Origin of the sequence: Burkholderia pyrrocinia (genome assembly GCF_018417535.1) — a bacterium.
GTDB lineage: Bacteria > Pseudomonadota > Gammaproteobacteria > Burkholderiales > Burkholderiaceae > Burkholderia > Burkholderia pyrrocinia_E.
Genome location: NZ_CP070977.1, coordinates 2,556,630 through 2,576,142, shown reverse-complemented (window position 1 = coordinate 2,576,142; position 19,513 = coordinate 2,556,630). Strand labels below are relative to the sequence as shown.

Genomic DNA, 19,513 nt, shown 5'->3' with positions numbered 1-19,513 from the left:
TCAGCTCCGCTCGACGGTGGCGAGCGCGGCGCGCATCTCGTCGATCACCTTGCGGTAGTCGGGCTTGCCGAAGATCGCCGAACCCGCGACGAAGGTGTCGGCGCCGGCCGCCGCGATTTCCGCGATGTTGTCGGTCTTCACGCCGCCGTCGACCTCGAGCAGGATCTCGCGGCCCGTGCGCTCGGTGTATGCGTCGATGCGCGCGCGTGCTTCGCGCAGCTTGTTCAGCGTTTCCGGAATGAACGACTGGCCGCCGAAGCCGGGGTTGACCGACATCAGCAGCACGAAGTCGAGGCGGTCCATCACGTGATCGAGGTAGTTCAGCGGCGTGGCCGGGTTGAATACGAGGCCGGCCTTGCAGCCGTGGTCGCGGATCAGCGACAGCGTGCGGTCGATGTGATCGGAGCCTTCCGGGTGGAAGCTGATCAGGTTCGCACCGGCTTTCGCGAAATCGGGCACGATCCGGTCAACCGGGCGCACCATCAGGTGCACGTCGATCGGCACCTGCACGTGCGGGCGGATCGCTTCGCACACGAGCGGGCCGATCGTCAGGTTCGGCACATAATGGTTGTCCATCACGTCGAAGTGGATCCAGTCGGCGCCGGCGGCGACCACGTTGCGGACTTCTTCGCCGAGCCGTGCGAAATCGGCCGACAGGATGCTGGGAGCGATGCGAAATTGGGTCATGGCAGGGGAGCGGGGACGTTGCGGCGCAAAACCGACATTCTACCGCCCGGCGGCCGGCGCGCGGCGGCGGGGCGTGCGGTTGCGGCCCGATTCCGCATCAAGCAGAATGCCGAACCAAAGCGGCGCGTCCGCGGCCCCGTTGCCCACGCCGGCACGGACAGTCACCCTCCAGTGGAAACATCATGAGTCAGTATCAGTTCACCGTTTCGGTGAAAACCAGCTACTTGCCGGAACAATCCGACCCCGATCGCCGTCAATACGCATTCGCGTACACGCTGACGATCCGCAACACGGGACAGGTCGCGGCGCAGCTGATCGCGCGTCACTGGATCATCACGGACAGCGAGAGCCACGTGCAGGAAGTGAAGGGGCTCGGCGTCGTCGGGCACCAGCCGCTGCTGCAGCCGGGCGAGCAGTTCGAATACACGAGCTGGGCCGTGATCGCGACGCCGGTCGGTACGATGCGTGGCGCGTACTTCTGCGTGGCGGAGGACGGCGAGCGTTTCGAGGCGCCGGTCGAGGAGTTTGCATTGCACATGCCGCGCACGCTGCATTGAGCGTGCGGAGCGTCAGCGCGGCTGGCGATCGTTGTTGCGGGCGTGCTTCTTTCTGCCCGACGATGTCCACACGACGATGAAGATCAGCAGGGCAAGCGCTACGAAGGCTTCGAGCGCGAAGATGAGCATCGGATATTGGTCGAGAAAATCTGACATGGCGGTTTCCATCAAGAACGAACATTGTATGTGGTTTGGGCCCCGGTTGGCCGGCTGGGTTGCGGCGGCCGCGGCGGCGGCACTCCTTGCCGCGTGCGGTGGCACGCCGACGCGAACGTCAACGCTTAAGCCGCCGACCGGCGCGGCGATCGTGCCGGGGCAGGTCGCCGCGAAGCGGCTCACACCGGTCGCGTGGCAGCAGGTGCCGGGCTGGCAGGACGATTCGCTGCTCGGCGCGACGGCCGCGCTGCGGCAGAACTGCGTGCGGCTCGCACGCCAGCCGGCCTGGCAGCGCGCTTGCGCGGCCGCCGACCGGCTCGACGAGCTCGACATCAGCAGCGCACGCACCTTCTTCGAAATGTATTTCACGCCGTTCCAGTTCGCGAACACCGACGGTACGCTCGACGGGCTCGTGACCGGCTATTACGAGCCGCTGCTGCATGGTTCGCGTGTGCGTCGCGGCCCCTATCAGTACGCGCTCTATCGCTGGCCGGCAGGATATCGCGCGGGTGCCGCGCTGCCGGCGCGCTCGCAGCTCGAGCGCGCGGGCCTCCTGAACGGCAACGAACTCGTGTGGGTCGACGATCCGATCGAGGCGTTCTTCCTGCAGGTGCAGGGCTCGGGGCGCGTGCTGCTCGACGACGGTTCGGTGATGCGGGTCGGCTTCGGCGGCACCAACAACCAGCCATACCGCTCGATCGGCAAATGGCTGCTCGATCGCGGCGAGCTGACGCCCGCGCAGGCGACGATGCAGGGCATCAAGGCATGGGCGAAGGCAAACCCGAACCGCGTCGACGCGTTGCTCGACACGAATCCGCGGTTCGTGTTCTTCCGCGACATGCCGATCAAGGAAGACGCGCCGCACGGTGGCGCGGACGGTCCGATCGGCGCGCTCGGCGTGCCGCTGACGCCGGAGCGTTCGATCGCGGTCGATCCGTCGTCGATCCCGCTCGGCACGCCCGTGTTCCTGCAGACGACGCGCCCGCTGACGAATACGCCGATGAACCGGCTCGTGTTCGCGCAGGATACGGGCTCCGCGATCAAGGGCGGCGTGCGGGCCGACTATTTCTGGGGGCTCGGTGACGACGCCGGCGACCAGGCCGGCCGGATGAAGCAGGTCGGCCGGATGTGGCTGCTGTTCCCGAATTCGTGACATGTGGCGGCGTGGGCTGCCCAGGCGGCTGCCTACGCATGAGACGCGGCATTCGTGGGCGTGACGGTGCGTCCGGGGTGCGTTGGTCTGATCGTGGTGCACCCGTGTGGTTTCTGTTCGTGTGATGCGCCCGTCGCGTCGAACGACGTCCCGGGAAAAATAACCCGATCGGCATTGGCCGGTCGGGTTGTTTCTTTTTTGAGCAACGGGATTGCCGCTTGGCGCGGCGACGCGCTGCGTCTGCCGTCAGCCCTTGCGCTTGTCGACGACGCGGCGTGCCTTGCCGACCGAGCGCTCGATCCCGTTCACGGGCAGCACGTTGATCACGGCCGTCACGCCGATCAGCGACTTGATGTCGTGCGCGAGTGCCTGTTTCGCCGCGTGGATCGCCGCCGTATCCGGCGCGGTGTCGGGACAGGGCTCGACGTTGAGCGTCAGCACGTCGAGCGGGCCTTCCTTCGTCAGCACGATCTGATAGTGCGGTGCGAGCGCGCGCTGCTTGAGCAACTGTTCCTCGATTTGCGTCGGGAACACGTTGACGCCGCGCACGATCATCATGTCGTCCGAGCGGCCGGTGATCTTTTCCATCCGGCGCATCGTGCGAGCGGTGCCGGGCAACAGGCGCGTGAGGTCGCGTGTCCGGTAGCGGATGATCGGCAGCGCTTCCTTCGTCAGCGACGTGAACACGAGCTCGCCGAGTTCGCCGTCCGGAAGTACTTCGCCGGTTTCGGGATCGATGATTTCCGGATAGAAGTGATCTTCCCAGATGGTCGGGCCATCCTTGGTCTCGACGCATTCGGACGCGACGCCGGGGCCCATCACTTCGGACAGCCCGTAGATGTCGACCGCATCGATGCCCATCCGCCGCTCGATCGCGACGCGCATGTCGTTGGTCCACGGCTCCGCGCCGAAGATGCCGATGCGCAGCGAGCTCTGCACGGGATCGAGGCCCTGGCGCTCGATTTCATCGGCGATCGACAGCATGTAGCTCGGCGTGACCATGATGATGTCCGGCCGGAAATCCTGGATCAGTTGTACCTGCTTCTCGGTCTGGCCGCCGCCGAACGGGATCACGGTCAGTCCTGCGCGTTCGGCGCCGTAGTGCGCGCCGAGCCCGCCCGTGAACAAGCCGTAGCCGTAGCTGATGTGCACCTTGTCGCCGCGGCGCGCACCGGCCGCGCGAATCGAGCGCGCGACCAGATTCGCCCACGTGTCGATGTCGCCTGCCGTATAGCCGACGACCGTCGGCTTGCCGGTCGTGCCCGATGACGCGTGAATGCGCGAGATCTGGTCCTGCGGCACCGCGAACATTCCGAACGGGTAACTGTCGCGCAGGTCGCCTTTCGTCGTGAACGGGAAGCGCGACAGGTCGGCGAGCGTCTTCAGGTCGTCGGGATGCACGCCCGCGTCGTCGAACTTGCGACGATAGACGGGGGAGTGGTCATACGCATGCCGGAGCGACCACTTGAGGCGTTCGAGCTGCAGCGCGGTCAGCTCGTCGCGTGAGGCGGTCTCGATCGGCTCGAGCGGTAGCGGGGTAGTCATGCATGTCTCCAGTGTTTGTTATGTGCGAGCCGTCGACGTCAGCGGTTTTCCGGGATGACCGTGCCCTTGATCTGGGCGGCTTTGCCGCGAAACATCGCGACCGTTTCGCCGGTCTGGTTCGTGACGCGGATGTCGTAGATGCCTTGGCGGCCGGCGCGTGCCTGTTCGATCGCTTCGGCCGTCAGCACGTCGTCGCCGTGCACGGGGCGCAGGAATTCGATCGAACAGCCGGCCGCGACCGTATTCAGGTTGTACGAGTTGCACGCGAACGCGAACGTCGAATCGGCGAGCGTGAAGATGATCCCGCCGTGGCAGGTCTGATGCCCGTTCAGGAATTCGGGCCGCACGCGCATCTGCAAGCGTGCGTAGCCGGCGCGTACTTCCGCGATCTCCATGCCGAACGCGCGGCTGCATGCGTCGGCGTCGTACATGGCCCGCGCGGTGGCGCGAGCGAGCGAATCGGGATCGAGCGTGGCGGTGGCGTTCGTCATGTCAACGCCCCTCGAAGCGCGGCGCGCGCTTCTCGATGAATGCCTTTACGCCTTCCGCATAGTCGTGCGATTGGCCCAGCTTGCGCTGCAGGTCGCGTTCCAGGTCGAGCTGCTGGTCGAGCGTGTTCGTGACGCTGTCGCGCATCGATTGCTTGATCGATGCGATCGCGAGCGTCGGCTGCTGCGCGAGCTGCGTCGCGAGCTGGCGGGCTGACGCGGCGAGTGCGTCGTCGTCGACCGCACGCCAGATCAGGCCCCATTGTTCGGCCTGTTCGGCGCCGAGCTTGTCGCCGGTCAGTGCGAGCCCCAGCGCGCGCGCCATGCCGACGCGTTGCGGCAGGAACCACGTGCCGCCCGAATCGGGCACGAGCCCGATCTTGACGAAGGCCTGGATGAAACTGCTCGAGCGGGCGGCGAATACGAGATCGCATGCGAGTGCGAGATTCGCGCCGGCGCCGGCTGCCGTGCCGTTGACGGCGGCGATCACCGGAATCGGCAGACGCTGCAGGCGGCGGATCAGCGGGTTGAAATGCTCGTCGATCAGCGTGCCGAGGTCGGTGGACGCGCCCGGCGTGAAGTCGAGGTCGGCCAGGTCCTGACCCGCGCAGAAACCGCGCCCCGCACCCGTCAGAATCAGCGCGCGTGCGCCGGCCGCTTCGACGTCATCGAGTGCCGACTGCAGTTCGCGATGCATCGCCCGTGTGAAGCTGTTCAGCTTGTCGGGGCGGTTGAGGGTGATCGTGGCCACGCGCGCGGCCTGATCGATATCCAGCTGAATCGCCTGATAGGACATGCAGTGTCTCCTTCGTGACTTCGTTATAGGCGCGGCGCGTCGGTTACACGCGTTCGATCGCGAGCGCGATACCCTGGCCGACGCCGATGCACATCGTACAGAGCGCAAAGCGGCCGCCCGTACGCTCGAGTTGATGGAGAGCCGTGGTCACGAGCCGGGCACCCGATGCGCCGAGCGGATGGCCGAGTGCGATCGCGCCGCCGTTCGGGTTCACGCGCGGATCGTCGTCGGCGACGCCGAGCATGCGCAGCACCGCGAGGCCCTGCGACGCAAACGCCTCGTTCAGCTCGATCACGTCGAACTGGTCGATCGTCATCCCGAGCCGCGCGAGCAGCTTCTGCGTAGCCGGCGCGGGGCCGATGCCCATCACGCGCGGCGCGACGCCGGCCGTCGCGATGCCGAGCACGCGTGCGCGCGGCGTCAGGCCGAAGCGCTTCGCGGTTGCCTCGTTCGCAAGCAGCAGCGCGGCGGCGCCGTCGTTGACGCCCGACGCATTGCCGGCCGTCACCGAACCGTCCGGGCGCACGACGCCCTTCAGCTTCGCGAGCGTTTCGAGCGACGTCTCGCGCGGATGTTCATCGCGCGACACGACCACCGGATCGCCCTTCTTCTGCGGAATCGTGACGGCGACGATTTCCTCGGCGAGCGTGCCGTCCTGCTGCGCGCGCGCGGCCTTCTGCTGGCTGCGCAGCGCAAACAGATCCTGGTCGGCGCGGCTGATGTTGTAGTCGACCGCGACGTTCTCGGCCGTCTCGGGCATCGAATCGACACCATACAGCTGTTTCATCAGCGGATTGACGAAGCGCCAGCCGATCGTCGTGTCGAAGATGTCGGCCTGGCGCGCGAACGCGCTCGCGGCCTTGCCCATCACGAACGGCGCGCGCGTCATGCTCTCGACGCCGCCTGCGATCATCAGACGCGCTTCGCCCGACTTGATCGCGCGCGCGGCCGTGCCGACCGCGTCCATCCCGGAGCCGCACAGCCGGTTCAGCGTCGTGCCCGGCACGGCGGTCGGCAGGCCCGCCAGCAGCGCCGACATGCGCGCGACGTTGCGGTTGTCTTCGCCGGCCTGGTTCGCGCAGCCGTAGATCACGTCGTCGATCGCCGTCCAGTCGACGGCGCGATTGCGCTCGATCAGCGCCTTGAGCGGCACCGCGCCGAGATCGTCGGCACGGACATCTTTCAGGGCGCCGCCGTAGCGGCCGATGGGGGTGCGAATCGCGTCGCAGATGTAGGCGTCTGTCATGGGCGTATCGATGAGCAACGAACCCGCCGGGTGGCGGATTCGTTCATGGTAGAGAACGTGGCGGCGTTTGCACGTCGGCCATTCGGGTTATGCCGTTTGGGCAGCTTCCGCAGGTACCGCCTTCGGTGCAACATGGACGCGGCTTTGCACCACGCGGAACCGGTTGGCGACGAACGCCGGGTCGGCCAGCGCCGCGTTGGCTGCCGGGTTCGCCCCCGTGCCGTGGAAATCGGAGAACGCGGCCGACTGGTTGACGAACACGCCGCCCGTCAGGTTGATCGACAGCGCGACACCACCACGCACCGCTGCGTCGTGTGCGGCGCCGACGATTGCGTCGTCGGTGCTGTAGACGGAGAGGGTCAGCGCGCCATGTTCCGCCGCGATTTCACCGGCGAGCTCGAGCGACTGCGCGGTCGAGTCGGTCGCGATCACGAACGAGATCGGGCCGAACCACTCCTGCGTGAATTTCTCGCGATCGGCCACGTCGAGTTGCAGCACGAGCGGCGTGCGCACGCGGGCATCGGGGAACGCGGGGTGCTGGAGGGTCAGGCTGTCGGCGAGCACGCGGCCGAGCTGGCGGGCGTCGTCGATGCGAGCGGTCACGCCGTCGTTCTGGATTGCGCCGATCAGTTCGACCGAGCGTGCCGGGTCGCCGGTGAGTTTTTGCACGGCCACTGCGATGGCCTGCGCGACTTCATCGAAGCTCGCATGGCCGTCCGCCGTCCGGATGCCGTCGCGCGGCACATAGATGTTCTGCGGCGCCGTGCACATCTGGCCGGAGTACAGCGCCAGCGAGAACGCGATGTTCTTGGCTGCGGCCTTCAGGTCGTCGGTCGAGTCGATCACGATCTGGTTGACGCCGGCCTTCTCGGTATAGACCTGTGCCTGGTGGGCATGGCGTTCGAGCCACGTACCGTTCTGCGTGCTGCCCGTGAAGTCGATCAGCTTGATCTGGGGACGCAGCGCGAGATCCTGAACGAGGGCGCCGTCGTTGGGCTCGGTCGCGAGGAGCGTGACGACGTTCGGATCGAACCCGGCTTCGCGCAGCACGTCGCGAGCGATCCGGACCGTGATCGCGAGCGGCAGGATTGCGCCCGGATGCGGTTTGACGATTACGGTATTGCCGGTTGCCAGATCGGCGAACAGGCCCGGGTAGCCGTTCCAGGTCGGGAACGTGCAGCAGCCGAGCACGAGCCCCGCGCCGCGCGGGACGATCGTGTAGCGCTTGTGCATTGCGAGCGGCGGGTTCTTGCCCTGCGGCTTTTCCCAGTGCGCATCGGCCGGGATGCGGCGCAGTTCGTCCCATGCATAGGCGACAGCCTCGAGCGCACGATCCTGTGCGTGCGGGCCGCCGGCCTGGAACGCCATCATGAATGCCTGCCCCGTGGTGTGCATCACGCTGTAGGCGATCTCGAAGCTCGCGCGGTTCAGGCGCGCGAGGATTTCGAGGCTGACGCCGACCCAGGCGCTCGGGCCGGCTTCGCGCCACGAGCGTTGCGCAGCGGCCGCGGCGGCGATCAGTGCATCGGGCGTCGACTTCGGATAGCGGATGCCCAGCGCGATGCCGTACGGCGACCGCTCCGCGCCGACCGTTTCGCCGGACGCCGGCTGGTCGAGCGCGAACGTCTTGTCGAGGTGCGACTTGAACGCGGCCTCGCCGTCGGCGCTTGCGCTTTCCCCGTACACTTTGGGACTCGGCATTTCGGCGAACGGGCTCCAGTACCCGCGGCTCTCGATGGCGGCGAGTGCGTGCTTCAGCGTGTCTTCGTGCTTCGTGAACAGTGCATGGGTCATGGCGGCAGCCTGATGGACGTTGAGAGGGGTTGGATCGATTAATTAACCGACCGGTTGGTCGGAGAATGTTAGCATCAAACTATTCGCATGTGCGAGGCGTTTCTCATTTCATTGATCGAGGAGAAATAGATGGCTTACGAGAACATCCTGGTGGAGACCCGGGGGCGTGTCGGGCTGGTTACGCTGAATCGTCCGAAGGCGCTGAACGCGCTGAACGATGCGCTGATGGATGAATTGGGCGACGCACTGAAGGCGTTCGACGCGGACGACGGCATCGGCGCGATCGTCGTGACGGGGAGCGAGAAGGCGTTCGCGGCCGGCGCGGACATCGGCATGATGGCGACCTATTCCTACATGGATGTTTACCGGGGCGACTACATCACGCGCAACTGGGAGACGGTCCGCCAGATCCGCAAGCCGATCATTGCGGCGGTTTCGGGCTTTGCGTTGGGCGGCGGCTGCGAGCTTGCGATGATGTGCGACATCATCTTCGCGGCGGACACGGCGAAGTTCGGCCAGCCGGAGATCAAGCTGGGCATCATGCCGGGCGCGGGCGGTACGCAGCGCCTGCCGCGCGCCGTGTCGAAGGCGAAGGCGATGGACATGTGCCTGACCGCGCGCTTCATGGACGCCGCCGAAGCGGAGCGCGCCGGGCTCGTGTCGCGTGTGTTGCCGGCCGACAAGCTGCTCGACGAGGCGATTGCCGTCGCGGCGACGATCGCCGAGTTCTCGTTGCCGGCGGTCATGATGGTCAAGGAGTCGGTGAACCGCGCGTACGAGACGACGCTGGCAGAAGGTGTCCACTTCGAGCGCCGGCTGTTCCATTCGCTGTTTGCGACTGAAGACCAGAAGGAGGGGATGGCGGCATTCGTCGAGAAACGGAAGCCTGAGTTCAAGAACCGCTGATCGGGCTGCCCGGCGGCAGGTGTCGGGCGGCCGGTTGGCACCGGTTGTCGGCGCGATCGCCCCGCCCATTCTGTCCCAAGCCACCGTGCGCGCGAGCGCACGGTGGCTTTTTCAAGATATTTTCACAAAGGGGCTTGCGCGAAGGGGACGGGCTGCATAGAATCACGCCTCTTTCGCGCTCACGGAAACGCGGCGCGGGAGAGGGAAGCGGAGTCGGTGGTGTGCAGCAGGTTGGGCGCACGGCTGGCGACGGAAGATGGGCCCCGCAGTCGCAACGAAGTCGTTCAGAAAGTTGTTGACGCGCTGCGAAACACGGTTCATAATCTCGCTTCTCTGCTGCTGAAAACGCAGCGCTGCCGGGAAACGAAGCCAACGCCGAATTTCTCGCAGAACCGCTCTTTAAAAATTAACAGCCGATAAGTGTGGGCGCTTGATGGAAGCGAGCTGATCCTCGGATCAGATAGCGAAAGTATCAAGAGTCTCACACTAAAGTAAGTCAGGTTTATGAAGCAATTCATATTCCTGTCAGCTTTGAGTGAGCGACCGGTTCTTAACTGAACCGAAAACAGTAACAGGTTTAAACTGAAGAGTTTGATCCTGGCTCAGATTGAACGCTGGCGGCATGCCTTACACATGCAAGTCGAACGGCAGCACGGGTGCTTGCACCTGGTGGCGAGTGGCGAACGGGTGAGTAATACATCGGAACATGTCCTGTAGTGGGGGATAGCCCGGCGAAAGCCGGATTAATACCGCATACGATCTACGGATGAAAGCGGGGGACCTTCGGGCCTCGCGCTATAGGGTTGGCCGATGGCTGATTAGCTAGTTGGTGGGGTAAAGGCCTACCAAGGCGACGATCAGTAGCTGGTCTGAGAGGACGACCAGCCACACTGGGACTGAGACACGGCCCAGACTCCTACGGGAGGCAGCAGTGGGGAATTTTGGACAATGGGCGAAAGCCTGATCCAGCAATGCCGCGTGTGTGAAGAAGGCCTTCGGGTTGTAAAGCACTTTTGTCCGGAAAGAAATCCTTGGTTCTAATACAGCCGGGGGATGACGGTACCGGAAGAATAAGCACCGGCTAACTACGTGCCAGCAGCCGCGGTAATACGTAGGGTGCGAGCGTTAATCGGAATTACTGGGCGTAAAGCGTGCGCAGGCGGTTTGCTAAGACCGATGTGAAATCCCCGGGCTCAACCTGGGAACTGCATTGGTGACTGGCAGGCTAGAGTATGGCAGAGGGGGGTAGAATTCCACGTGTAGCAGTGAAATGCGTAGAGATGTGGAGGAATACCGATGGCGAAGGCAGCCCCCTGGGCCAATACTGACGCTCATGCACGAAAGCGTGGGGAGCAAACAGGATTAGATACCCTGGTAGTCCACGCCCTAAACGATGTCAACTAGTTGTTGGGGATTCATTTCCTTAGTAACGTAGCTAACGCGTGAAGTTGACCGCCTGGGGAGTACGGTCGCAAGATTAAAACTCAAAGGAATTGACGGGGACCCGCACAAGCGGTGGATGATGTGGATTAATTCGATGCAACGCGAAAAACCTTACCTACCCTTGACATGGTCGGAATCCTGCTGAGAGGCGGGAGTGCTCGAAAGAGAACCGATACACAGGTGCTGCATGGCTGTCGTCAGCTCGTGTCGTGAGATGTTGGGTTAAGTCCCGCAACGAGCGCAACCCTTGTCCTTAGTTGCTACGCAAGAGCACTCTAAGGAGACTGCCGGTGACAAACCGGAGGAAGGTGGGGATGACGTCAAGTCCTCATGGCCCTTATGGGTAGGGCTTCACACGTCATACAATGGTCGGAACAGAGGGTTGCCAACCCGCGAGGGGGAGCTAATCCCAGAAAACCGATCGTAGTCCGGATTGCACTCTGCAACTCGAGTGCATGAAGCTGGAATCGCTAGTAATCGCGGATCAGCATGCCGCGGTGAATACGTTCCCGGGTCTTGTACACACCGCCCGTCACACCATGGGAGTGGGTTTTACCAGAAGTGGCTAGTCTAACCGCAAGGAGGACGGTCACCACGGTAGGATTCATGACTGGGGTGAAGTCGTAACAAGGTAGCCGTATCGGAAGGTGCGGCTGGATCACCTCCTTTCCAGAGCTATCTCGCAAAGTTGAGCGCTCACGCTTATCGGCTGTAAATTAAAGACAGACTCAGGGGTCTGTAGCTCAGTCGGTTAGAGCACCGTCTTGATAAGGCGGGGGTCGTTGGTTCGAATCCAACCAGACCCACCATTGTCTGGCGGTATGTGGGTACCTGAGGTCTCTGTACATGGGGGCATAGCTCAGCTGGGAGAGCACCTGCTTTGCAAGCAGGGGGTCGTCGGTTCGATCCCGTCTGCCTCCACCAATCTTCAATGGGAAGCGTTTGGATCACACGAAAGTGACGTGTGAGACGAGCATTTGCCATTGGCGATTGAGCCAGTCAGAGTGATATGAGTAACACCATATCGGCTGTCGTTCTTTAACAATCTGGAAGAAGCAAGTAATTTGGATAGCGGAAGCGTCTATGAGATGGACGTGAAAACTATCCGGGTTGTGATTGTATCGATGTATCTCAAGATGATTCGAACTTCATGTTCGACTCGATTTTGGAATACGGCACAACGCGAGAACTCAACCTGTAACGAGACAGACTCGTTATAGGGTCAAGCGAACAAGTGCATGTGGTGGATGCCTTGGCGATCACAGGCGATGAAGGACGCGGTAGCCTGCGAAAAGCTACGGGGAGCTGGCAAACGAGCTTTGATCCGTAGATGTCCGAATGGGGAAACCCGGCCCTTTTGGGTCATCCTGGACTGAATACATAGGTCCAGTGAAGCGAACGCGGTGAACTGAAACATCTAAGTAACCGCAGGAAAAGAAATCAACCGAGATTCCCAAAGTAGTGGCGAGCGAAATGGGATGAGCCTTGTACTCTTTATTTGTATTGTTAGCCGAACGCTCTGGAAAGTGCGGCCATAGCAGGTGATAGCCCTGTAGGCGAAAACAGTATGAAAGAACTAGGTGTACGACAAGTAGGGCGGGACACGTGAAATCCTGTCTGAAGATGGGGGGACCATCCTCCAAGGCTAAATACTCGTGATCGACCGATAGTGAACCAGTACCGTGAGGGAAAGGCGAAAAGAACCCCGGGAGGGGAGTGAAATAGATCCTGAAACCGCATGCATACAAACAGTCGGAGCCTCGCAAGGGGTGACGGCGTACCTTTTGTATAATGGGTCAGCGACTTACGTTCAGTAGCAAGCTTAACCGTATAGGGCAGGCGTAGCGAAAGCGAGTCCGAATAGGGCGTTCAGTTGCTGGGCGTAGACCCGAAACCAAGTGATCTATCCATGGCCAGGATGAAGGTGCGGTAACACGTACTGGAGGTCCGAACCCACTAACGTTGAAAAGTTAGGGGATGAGCTGTGGATAGGGGTGAAAGGCTAAACAAACTTGGAAATAGCTGGTTCTCTCCGAAAACTATTTAGGTAGTGCCTCGTGTCTCACCTTCGGGGGTAGAGCACTGTCATGGTTGGGGGGTCTATTGCAGATTACCCCGCCATAGCAAACTCCGAATACCGAAGAGTGCAATCACGGGAGACAGACATCGGGTGCTAACGTCCGGTGTCAAGAGGGAAACAACCCAGACCGCCAGCTAAGGTCCCCAAATATAGCTAAGTGGGAAACGAAGTGGGAAGGCTAAAACAGTCAGGAGGTTGGCTTAGAAGCAGCCACCCTTTAAAGAAAGCGTAATAGCTCACTGATCGAGTCGTCCTGCGCGGAAGATGTAACGGGGCTAAGCTATATACCGAAGCTGCGGATGCGAGCTTTGCTCGCATGGTAGGAGAGCGTTCCGTAAGCCTGCGAAGGTGCGTTGAAAAGCGTGCTGGAGGTATCGGAAGTGCGAATGCTGACATGAGTAGCGATAAAGGGGGTGAAAGGCCCCCTCGCCGTAAGCCCAAGGTTTCCTACGCAACGTTCATCGGCGTAGGGTGAGTCGGCCCCTAAGGCGAGGCAGAAATGCGTAGCTGATGGGAAGCAGGTCAATATTCCTGCACCATTGTTAGATGCGATGGGGGGACGGATCGCGGAAGGTTGTCCGGGTGTTGGAAGTCCCGGTCGCTGCATTGGAGAAGGCGCTTAGGCAAATCCGGGCGCGGAATTCAAGGGTGTGGCGCGAGCTCCTTAGGGAGCGAAGCAATTGGAAGTGGTTCCAAGAAAAGCCTCTAAGCTTCAGTCTAACGATGACCGTACCGCAAACCGACACAGGTGGGCGAGATGAGTATTCTAAGGCGCTTGAGAGAACTCGGGAGAAGGAACTCGGCAAATTGGTACCGTAACTTCGGGATAAGGTACGCCCTTGTAGCTTGATGCCCCTGCGGGCAAAGGGTGAAGGGGTTGCAATAAACTGGTGGCTGCGACTGTTTAATAAAAACACAGCACTCTGCAAACACGAAAGTGGACGTATAGGGTGTGACGCCTGCCCGGTGCCGGAAGATTAAATGATGGGGTGCAAGCTCTTGATTGAAGTCCCGGTAAACGGCGGCCGTAACTATAACGGTCCTAAGGTAGCGAAATTCCTTGTCGGGTAAGTTCCGACCTGCACGAATGGCGTAACGATGGCCACACTGTCTCCTCCCGAGACTCAGCGAAGTTGAAGTGTTTGTGATGATGCAATCTACCCGCGGCTAGACGGAAAGACCCCATGAACCTTTACTGTAGCTTTGCATTGGACTTTGAACCGATCTGTGTAGGATAGGTGGGAGGCTATGAAACCGGAACGCTAGTTTCGGTGGAGCCGTCCTTGAAATACCACCCTGGTTTGTTTGAGGTTCTAACCTTGGCCCGTGATCCGGGTCGGGGACAGTGCATGGTAGGCAGTTTGACTGGGGCGGTCTCCTCCCAAAGCGTAACGGAGGAGTACGAAGGTACGCTAGGTACGGTCGGAAATCGTGCTGATAGTGCAATGGCATAAGCGTGCTTAACTGCGAGACCGACAAGTCGAGCAGGTGCGAAAGCAGGTCATAGTGATCCGGTGGTTCTGTATGGAAGGGCCATCGCTCAACGGATAAAAGGTACTCTGGGGATAACAGGCTGATACCGCCCAAGAGTTCATATCGACGGCGGTGTTTGGCACCTCGATGTCGGCTCATCTCATCCTGGGGCTGTAGCCGGTCCCAAGGGTATGGCTGTTCGCCATTTAAAGAGGTACGTGAGCTGGGTTTAAAACGTCGTGAGACAGTTTGGTCCCTATCTGCCGTGGGCGTTGGATATTTGAAGGGGGCTGCTCCTAGTACGAGAGGACCGGAGTGGACGAACCTCTGGTGTACCGGTTGTCACGCCAGTGGCATCGCCGGGTAGCTATGTTCGGAAGAGATAACCGCTGAAAGCATCTAAGCGGGAAACTCGCCTTAAGATGAGATATCCCTGGGGACTAGATCCCCTTGAAGGGTCGTTCGAGACCAGGACGTTGATAGGTCAGGTGTGTAAGCGCAGTAATGCGTTCAGCTAACTGATACTAATTGCCCGTAAGGCTTGATCCTATAACAAGTCTGCCTTGTAGATGAGCGCCGTGCGATGCACGTGCTGCCATCCGAGAGAGACGGGTTGGATTCTCGTGTGTGATACACACAACCTAAATTACTGCTTCTTCCCAGATTGGTTCTGTTGGCCACGCCAGCAGAACAACCCTCTTTGCCTGATGACCATAGCGAGTCGGTCCCACCCCTTCCCATCCCGAACAGGACCGTGAAACGACTCTACGCCGATGATAGTGCGGATTCCCGTGTGAAAGTAGGTAATCGTCAGGCTCCCTAAGCCAAGAACCCCCGCCCGAAAGGCGGGGGTTTTTGCATTGGCGCGGCCAAATTGCAGGCCGGCCGAGCAAGGGGCAGCGTGGTCGGAACTGAGGCGCCGAAGGCGTCCAAGTCGACCTCCCAAGCGCGCCTGAATGAAGTGTCGTATTCTCTCAATAGCCGATATCTTTTGTGATTCACTGGCCTATTGATTGCATCTTCAATCAAAATCGCAATCTCTTCCGCTGCACGTATCGACAAGCACGGTCATGCGTGATGAATTTCCCATCGTCCACGACGAGTGCGGAATTGGCTGCACGGTTTCTCTCTGCAAAAGACGCGCGCCGCCACTAAACCCCCGCTCCCGCAATCGCTCCTCGGTCAAATAACCCAGGATCCGTACGAAATGAACGCTTTATTCAGCGCATCCACGTAAAATTTGCGAATCCCCACCTCTGCATCCAAAACGATGAACGCCGCCACCCAGATAGCCCGGGCCGTTTGCCCGCACGATTGTCCGGACACGTGCGCCATGCGTGTGACCGTCGAGAACGGCAAGGCGATCAAGGTCACGGGCGATCCCGACCATCCGCCGACGCAGGGCGTGTTGTGCACGAAGGTCAGCCGGTATGCCGATCGGGTTCATCATCCCGATCGCCTGACGGTTCCGCTCAAGCGTGTCGGCGCGAAGGGGGAAGGGCGTTTCGTACCGATCAGCTGGAACGAAGCGTTCGACGAGATCGGCCGTCGCCTCGGTGAAATCGCCGCGCGTGCGCCGGAAGCGATCCTGCCGTACAGCTATGCGGGGACGATGGGGCTCGTGCAGGGCGAGGGCATCGCCCAGCGGTTCTTCCACAAGCTCGGTGCATCGCGGCTCGAGCGCGCGATCTGTGCGGCGGCCGGCGCAGCGGGGCTGCGTTACACCTATGGCGGAAGCCTCGGCATGCACCTCGAGCATTTCGAGGAGAGCGAGCTGATTCTGATCTGGGGCGCGAACCCGATCGCGTCGAGCCTGCATTTCTGGACGCGTGCGCAGGAAGCGAAGCGCCGCGGCGCGAATCTTGTCGCGATCGACCCGTACCGCTCGCTGACAGCGGAAAAATGCCATCAGCACATCGCATTGAAGCCCGGTACCGACGGCGCGTTTGCGCTCGGCATGATGCACGTGCTGATTACCGAAGACCTGCTCGATCACGACTACATCGGCAGCCATACGCTCGGCTTCGACGCGCTCAAGACGCGGGCGATGTCCTATCCGCCGGAACGTGTTGCACAGATCTGCGGCATCGACGCGTCGGAGCTGATCGACCTTGCGCGTCGCTACGGCGCCACCCGCAAGGCGTCGATTCGCCTCAACTACGGCATGCAGCGCGTCCGCGGCGGCGGCAACGCCGTGCGCGCGATTGCGAGCCTGCCGGCGCTGACGGGGGCCTGGCGGGATAGGGCTGGCGGGCTGTTGCTCTCGTCGTCGGAATCCGCGCCGGTCAACCAGGCGGCGCTGCTGCGCCCGGATTTGATGCCGGGCTGGCCGCACAAGCTGCCTCGCATCATTAACATGAACGCGATCGGCGATGCGCTGTTGCACGCGGGAGACGCAACATTCGGGCCGAAGGTCGAAGCGGTGATCGTGTACAACTCGAATCCGGTGGCCGTCGCACCGGATTCTTCGAAGGTCGCCGCAGGTTTCGCGCGAGAAGACCTGTTCACGGTCGTTCTCGAGCATTTCAAGACAGATACCGTCGACTTCGCCGACATCGTACTGCCGGCGACCACGCAGCTCGAGCATCTGGACATCCACAAATCGTACGGCCACACCTACGTGATGGCGAACCTGCCGTCGATTCCGCCGGTGGGAGACGCACGGCCGAACACGGAGATCTTTCGCGGCATCGCACGCAGCATGGGGCTCGACGAGCCCGCGCTCTATCACAGCGACGAAGAGGTCGCGCGCGCGGCGCTCCGGTGGGACGATCCGGCGCTCGACAGCGACTGGGACACGCTGAAGCGGGACGGCTGGCTGAAGCTGAAGCTACCGGACGCGCCGTTCGCGAATGGCGGTTTCCGCACGCCGTCCGGCAAGTGCGAGTTCTATAGCCCGCGGCTCGAGCAGATGGGCATGGACCCCGTTCCCGACTACCTGCCGCCATTCGAATCGGCAGAGGCCGCGCCCGAGCTCGCCGCGCGCTACCCGCTCGCGATGATTTCGCCGCCGGCCCGCCACTTCCTGAACAGCACGTTCGTGAACGTCGACAGCCTGCGCACCACAGAAGGCGAGCCGCGCCTCGACATGCACCCGTCCGACGCCAATGCGCGCGGCATCGCGGAGGGTGACGTCGTACGCATCTTCAACGACCGCGGATCCATGCAGGCGCTCGCGAGAATTACCGATCGCGCACGTGCAGGGCTCGTTGTCGGGCTGTCGATCTGGTGGAAGAAGTTGTCACCGGACGGCAGGAACGCGAACGAGGTGACGAGCCAGGCGTTGACCGATCTCGGCAACTCGGCGACGTTTTATGATTGCCTTGTGGAAGTTGAGCGAATTTGATCGAATATCCCCGTATGATCAGACAAATTTACGCGGAAGTTCGAAGTGGACATCTAACCCTGTTGTCTCGGGACGGGCGAGCCGTTACGATGCGTTTTAGCACGACCATTCGAAAATCTGTGAGGAGACGCGCAGTATGGAAAAAATTTGGCTGAAATCGTACCCACCCGGCGTTCCAGCCGAAATTGACGCGTCTCCTTATCCTTCTGTCCCGGACCTCCTCGACGAAAGCTTCCGGCAGTATCGCGACCGCACGGCGTTCGTCTGCATGGGCAAGGGCATCACGTATGGCGAACTCGACAAGCTGTCGCGCCAGTTCGGCGCGTGGCTGCAATCCCGTGGTCTGGCGCGCGGTGCGCGCGTCGCGATCATGATGCCGAACGTGCTGCAGTACCCGTTGACGATCGCCGCGGTACTGCGCGCCGGCTACACCGTCGTCAACGTCAATCCGCTCTACACGCCGCGCGAACTCGAACACCAGCTGAAGGACAGCGGCGCCGAGGCGATCGTCATCCTCGAGAATTTCGCGTCGACGCTGCAGGCCGTCATCGCCAATACGGCCGTCAAGCATGTCGTTGTCGCGTCGATGGGCGACTTGCTGGGCATCAAGGGATGGCTCGTCAATTACGTCGTGCGCAACGTGAAGAAGATGGTGCCTGCGTGGCAGTTGCCGTCGTTCACGCGCTTCAAGGCCGCACTGTCGGAAGGCGCGCGGCAGGCGTTCAAGCCGCAGAAGGTCGGCCCCGACGACGTCGCGTTTCTGCAATACACGGGCGGCACGACCGGCGTCGCGAAGGGCGCGACGCTGCTGCACCGGAACATCGTGTCCAACGTGCTGCAGGCCGGCGCCTGGCACCATCCGGCGCATGAGAAGTACCCGGAGGTGAAACAGTTCGTGACGGTTGTCGCGCTGCCGCTGTATCACGTGTTCGCGCTGACCGTCTGCGGTTTCCTGACGATGCGCACGGGCGGGATGGGCATCCTGATCCCGAATCCGCGCGACATCGCCGGCATGATCAAGGAGCTGAAGGGCTATCAGATCTCGACGATTCCAGCGGTCAACACGCTGTACAACGCACTGCTGAACCATCCCGAATTCAATCAGCTCGACCTGTCGAAGCTCGTGATCGCCAACGGCGGCGGCATGGCGATCCAGGAGGGCGTCGCGAAGCGCTGGTATGAAAAGACCCATACCGCGATCATCGAAGGATACGGGCTGTCCGAGACGTCGCCGGTGGCGACCTGCAACCCCGTGACGGCGACCGAATACAGCGGGACGATCGGCCTGCCGCTGCCGTCGACCGAGGTCGCGATTCGCGACGACGCCGGCAACGACGTTGCGCTCGGCGAGCCCGGCGAGATCTGTATCCGCGGGCCGCAGGTGATGGCCGGCTACTGGAACCGGCCGGACGAGACCGAGAAGGTCATGTTCCCGGACGGCTTCTTCAAGACGGGCGACGTCGGCGTGATGGATGCGCGCGGCTACGTGAAGATCGTCGACCGGAAGAAGGACATGATTCTCGTGTCCGGCTTCAACGTGTATCCGAACGAAGTCGAGGACGTGGTGGCATCGCATCCGGGCGTGTTCGAGGTAGCAGCGGTCGGCGTGCCCGACGAGCATTCCGGCGAAGCCGTGAAGCTTTTCATCGTGAAGAAGGACCCGGCGCTTACCGACAAGGACATCCTTGCTTACTGCAAGGAGCGGCTCACCGGTTACAAGCGGCCGAAACTGGTCGAATTCCGCACGGAGCTGCCGAAAACGAACGTCGGCAAGATCCTGCGGCGCGAGTTGCGCGACGGACGCGCGTAGTGGACGCGTGTAGCGGCGCGGTTGAACGGAAGA

General features: G+C 61.9%; 11 protein-coding genes, 2 tRNA genes and 3 rRNA genes. 10 read left to right on the top strand and 6 right to left on the bottom strand.

All coding sequences use genetic code 11. The annotated features are described in order from the left end of the window. Positions 1 to 687: a ribulose-phosphate 3-epimerase gene (rpe, locus tag JYG32_RS11950; RefSeq protein ID WP_011883156.1), complete on the bottom strand. Its 687-nt coding sequence runs from the start codon at positions 685 to 687 to the stop codon at positions 1 to 3. 182 nt (positions 688 to 869) lie between these two features. Between rpe and apaG the strand changes: the two genes are divergently transcribed. Both apaG and mltA read left to right on the top strand, forming a co-directional pair. After that, positions 870 to 1,244, top strand: a complete 375-nt coding sequence (apaG, locus tag JYG32_RS11945; RefSeq protein WP_047899700.1) for a Co2+/Mg2+ efflux protein ApaG — start codon at positions 870 to 872, stop codon at positions 1,242 to 1,244. A 76-nt stretch (positions 1,245 to 1,320) separates the two neighbouring features. Next, the gene (gene mltA, locus JYG32_RS11940) at positions 1,321 to 2,553 is read left to right on the top strand and encodes a murein transglycosylase A (RefSeq protein WP_213263654.1); all 1,233 of its coding nucleotides are present in this window, start codon (positions 1,321 to 1,323) and stop codon (positions 2,551 to 2,553) included. A gap of 246 nt (positions 2,554 to 2,799) precedes the next feature. Here mltA and paaK read toward each other — a convergent pair whose 3' ends face one another. From paaK to paaN, 5 genes are all read right to left on the bottom strand, one after another. Beyond that, on the bottom strand, positions 2,800 to 4,098 hold the full coding sequence (paaK, locus tag JYG32_RS11935; protein ID WP_174382040.1) for a phenylacetate--CoA ligase PaaK: 1,299 nt from the start codon (positions 4,096 to 4,098) through the stop codon (positions 2,800 to 2,802). Positions 4,099 to 4,136: 38 nt separating this feature from the next. Beyond that, entirely contained in the window at positions 4,137 to 4,589 is a 453-nt protein-coding gene (gene paaI / locus JYG32_RS11930) for a hydroxyphenylacetyl-CoA thioesterase PaaI (protein WP_213263653.1), read from the bottom strand. Between the two features lies 1 nt (position 4,590). Then, positions 4,591 to 5,382, bottom strand: coding sequence for a 2-(1,2-epoxy-1,2-dihydrophenyl)acetyl-CoA isomerase PaaG (gene paaG, locus JYG32_RS11925; protein ID WP_174382042.1), 792 nt, complete (start codon positions 5,380 to 5,382; stop codon positions 4,591 to 4,593). 43 nt (positions 5,383 to 5,425) lie between these two features. Then, positions 5,426 to 6,628, bottom strand: coding sequence for a 3-oxoadipyl-CoA thiolase (gene pcaF / locus JYG32_RS11920; RefSeq protein WP_213263652.1), 1,203 nt, complete (start codon positions 6,626 to 6,628; stop codon positions 5,426 to 5,428). A gap of 87 nt (positions 6,629 to 6,715) precedes the next feature. Continuing rightward, the gene (gene paaN, locus JYG32_RS11915) at positions 6,716 to 8,422 is read right to left on the bottom strand and encodes a phenylacetic acid degradation protein PaaN (RefSeq protein ID WP_213263651.1); all 1,707 of its coding nucleotides are present in this window, start codon (positions 8,420 to 8,422) and stop codon (positions 6,716 to 6,718) included. A gap of 129 nt (positions 8,423 to 8,551) precedes the next feature. Between paaN and JYG32_RS11910 the strand changes: the two genes are divergently transcribed. The 8 genes from JYG32_RS11910 to JYG32_RS11875 all read left to right on the top strand — a co-directional run bounded on the left by JYG32_RS11910 (position 8,552) and on the right by JYG32_RS11875 (position 19,480). Next, positions 8,552 to 9,328, top strand: coding sequence for an enoyl-CoA hydratase (locus JYG32_RS11910; protein ID WP_213263650.1), 777 nt, complete (start codon positions 8,552 to 8,554; stop codon positions 9,326 to 9,328). Between the two features lie 579 nt (positions 9,329 to 9,907). After that, positions 9,908 to 11,440 (top strand): 16S ribosomal RNA (locus tag JYG32_RS11905). Between the two features lie 63 nt (positions 11,441 to 11,503). Further along, a tRNA-Ile gene (locus JYG32_RS11900) sits at positions 11,504 to 11,580 on the top strand. A 39-nt stretch (positions 11,581 to 11,619) separates the two neighbouring features. After that, positions 11,620 to 11,695, top strand: a tRNA-Ala gene (locus JYG32_RS11895). Between the two features lie 296 nt (positions 11,696 to 11,991). Next, positions 11,992 to 14,873, top strand: a 23S ribosomal RNA gene (locus tag JYG32_RS11890). Positions 14,874 to 15,027: 154 nt separating this feature from the next. After that, positions 15,028 to 15,140, top strand: a 5S ribosomal RNA gene (gene rrf / locus JYG32_RS11885). Together the 16S, 23S and 5S rRNA genes with 2 tRNA genes alongside form the textbook arrangement of a ribosomal RNA operon. A 454-nt stretch (positions 15,141 to 15,594) precedes the next feature. Then, positions 15,595 to 17,670 (top strand): molybdopterin-containing oxidoreductase family protein, encoded by a 2,076-nt coding sequence (locus JYG32_RS11880; RefSeq protein ID WP_213263649.1) that lies wholly within the window; start codon positions 15,595 to 15,597, stop codon positions 17,668 to 17,670. A gap of 136 nt (positions 17,671 to 17,806) precedes the next feature. Beyond that, a complete protein-coding gene (locus tag JYG32_RS11875) occupies positions 17,807 to 19,480 on the top strand; it encodes a long-chain fatty acid--CoA ligase (protein WP_213263648.1) in 1,674 nt (557 codons plus the stop codon). Positions 19,481 to 19,513: the final 33 nt, after the last annotated feature.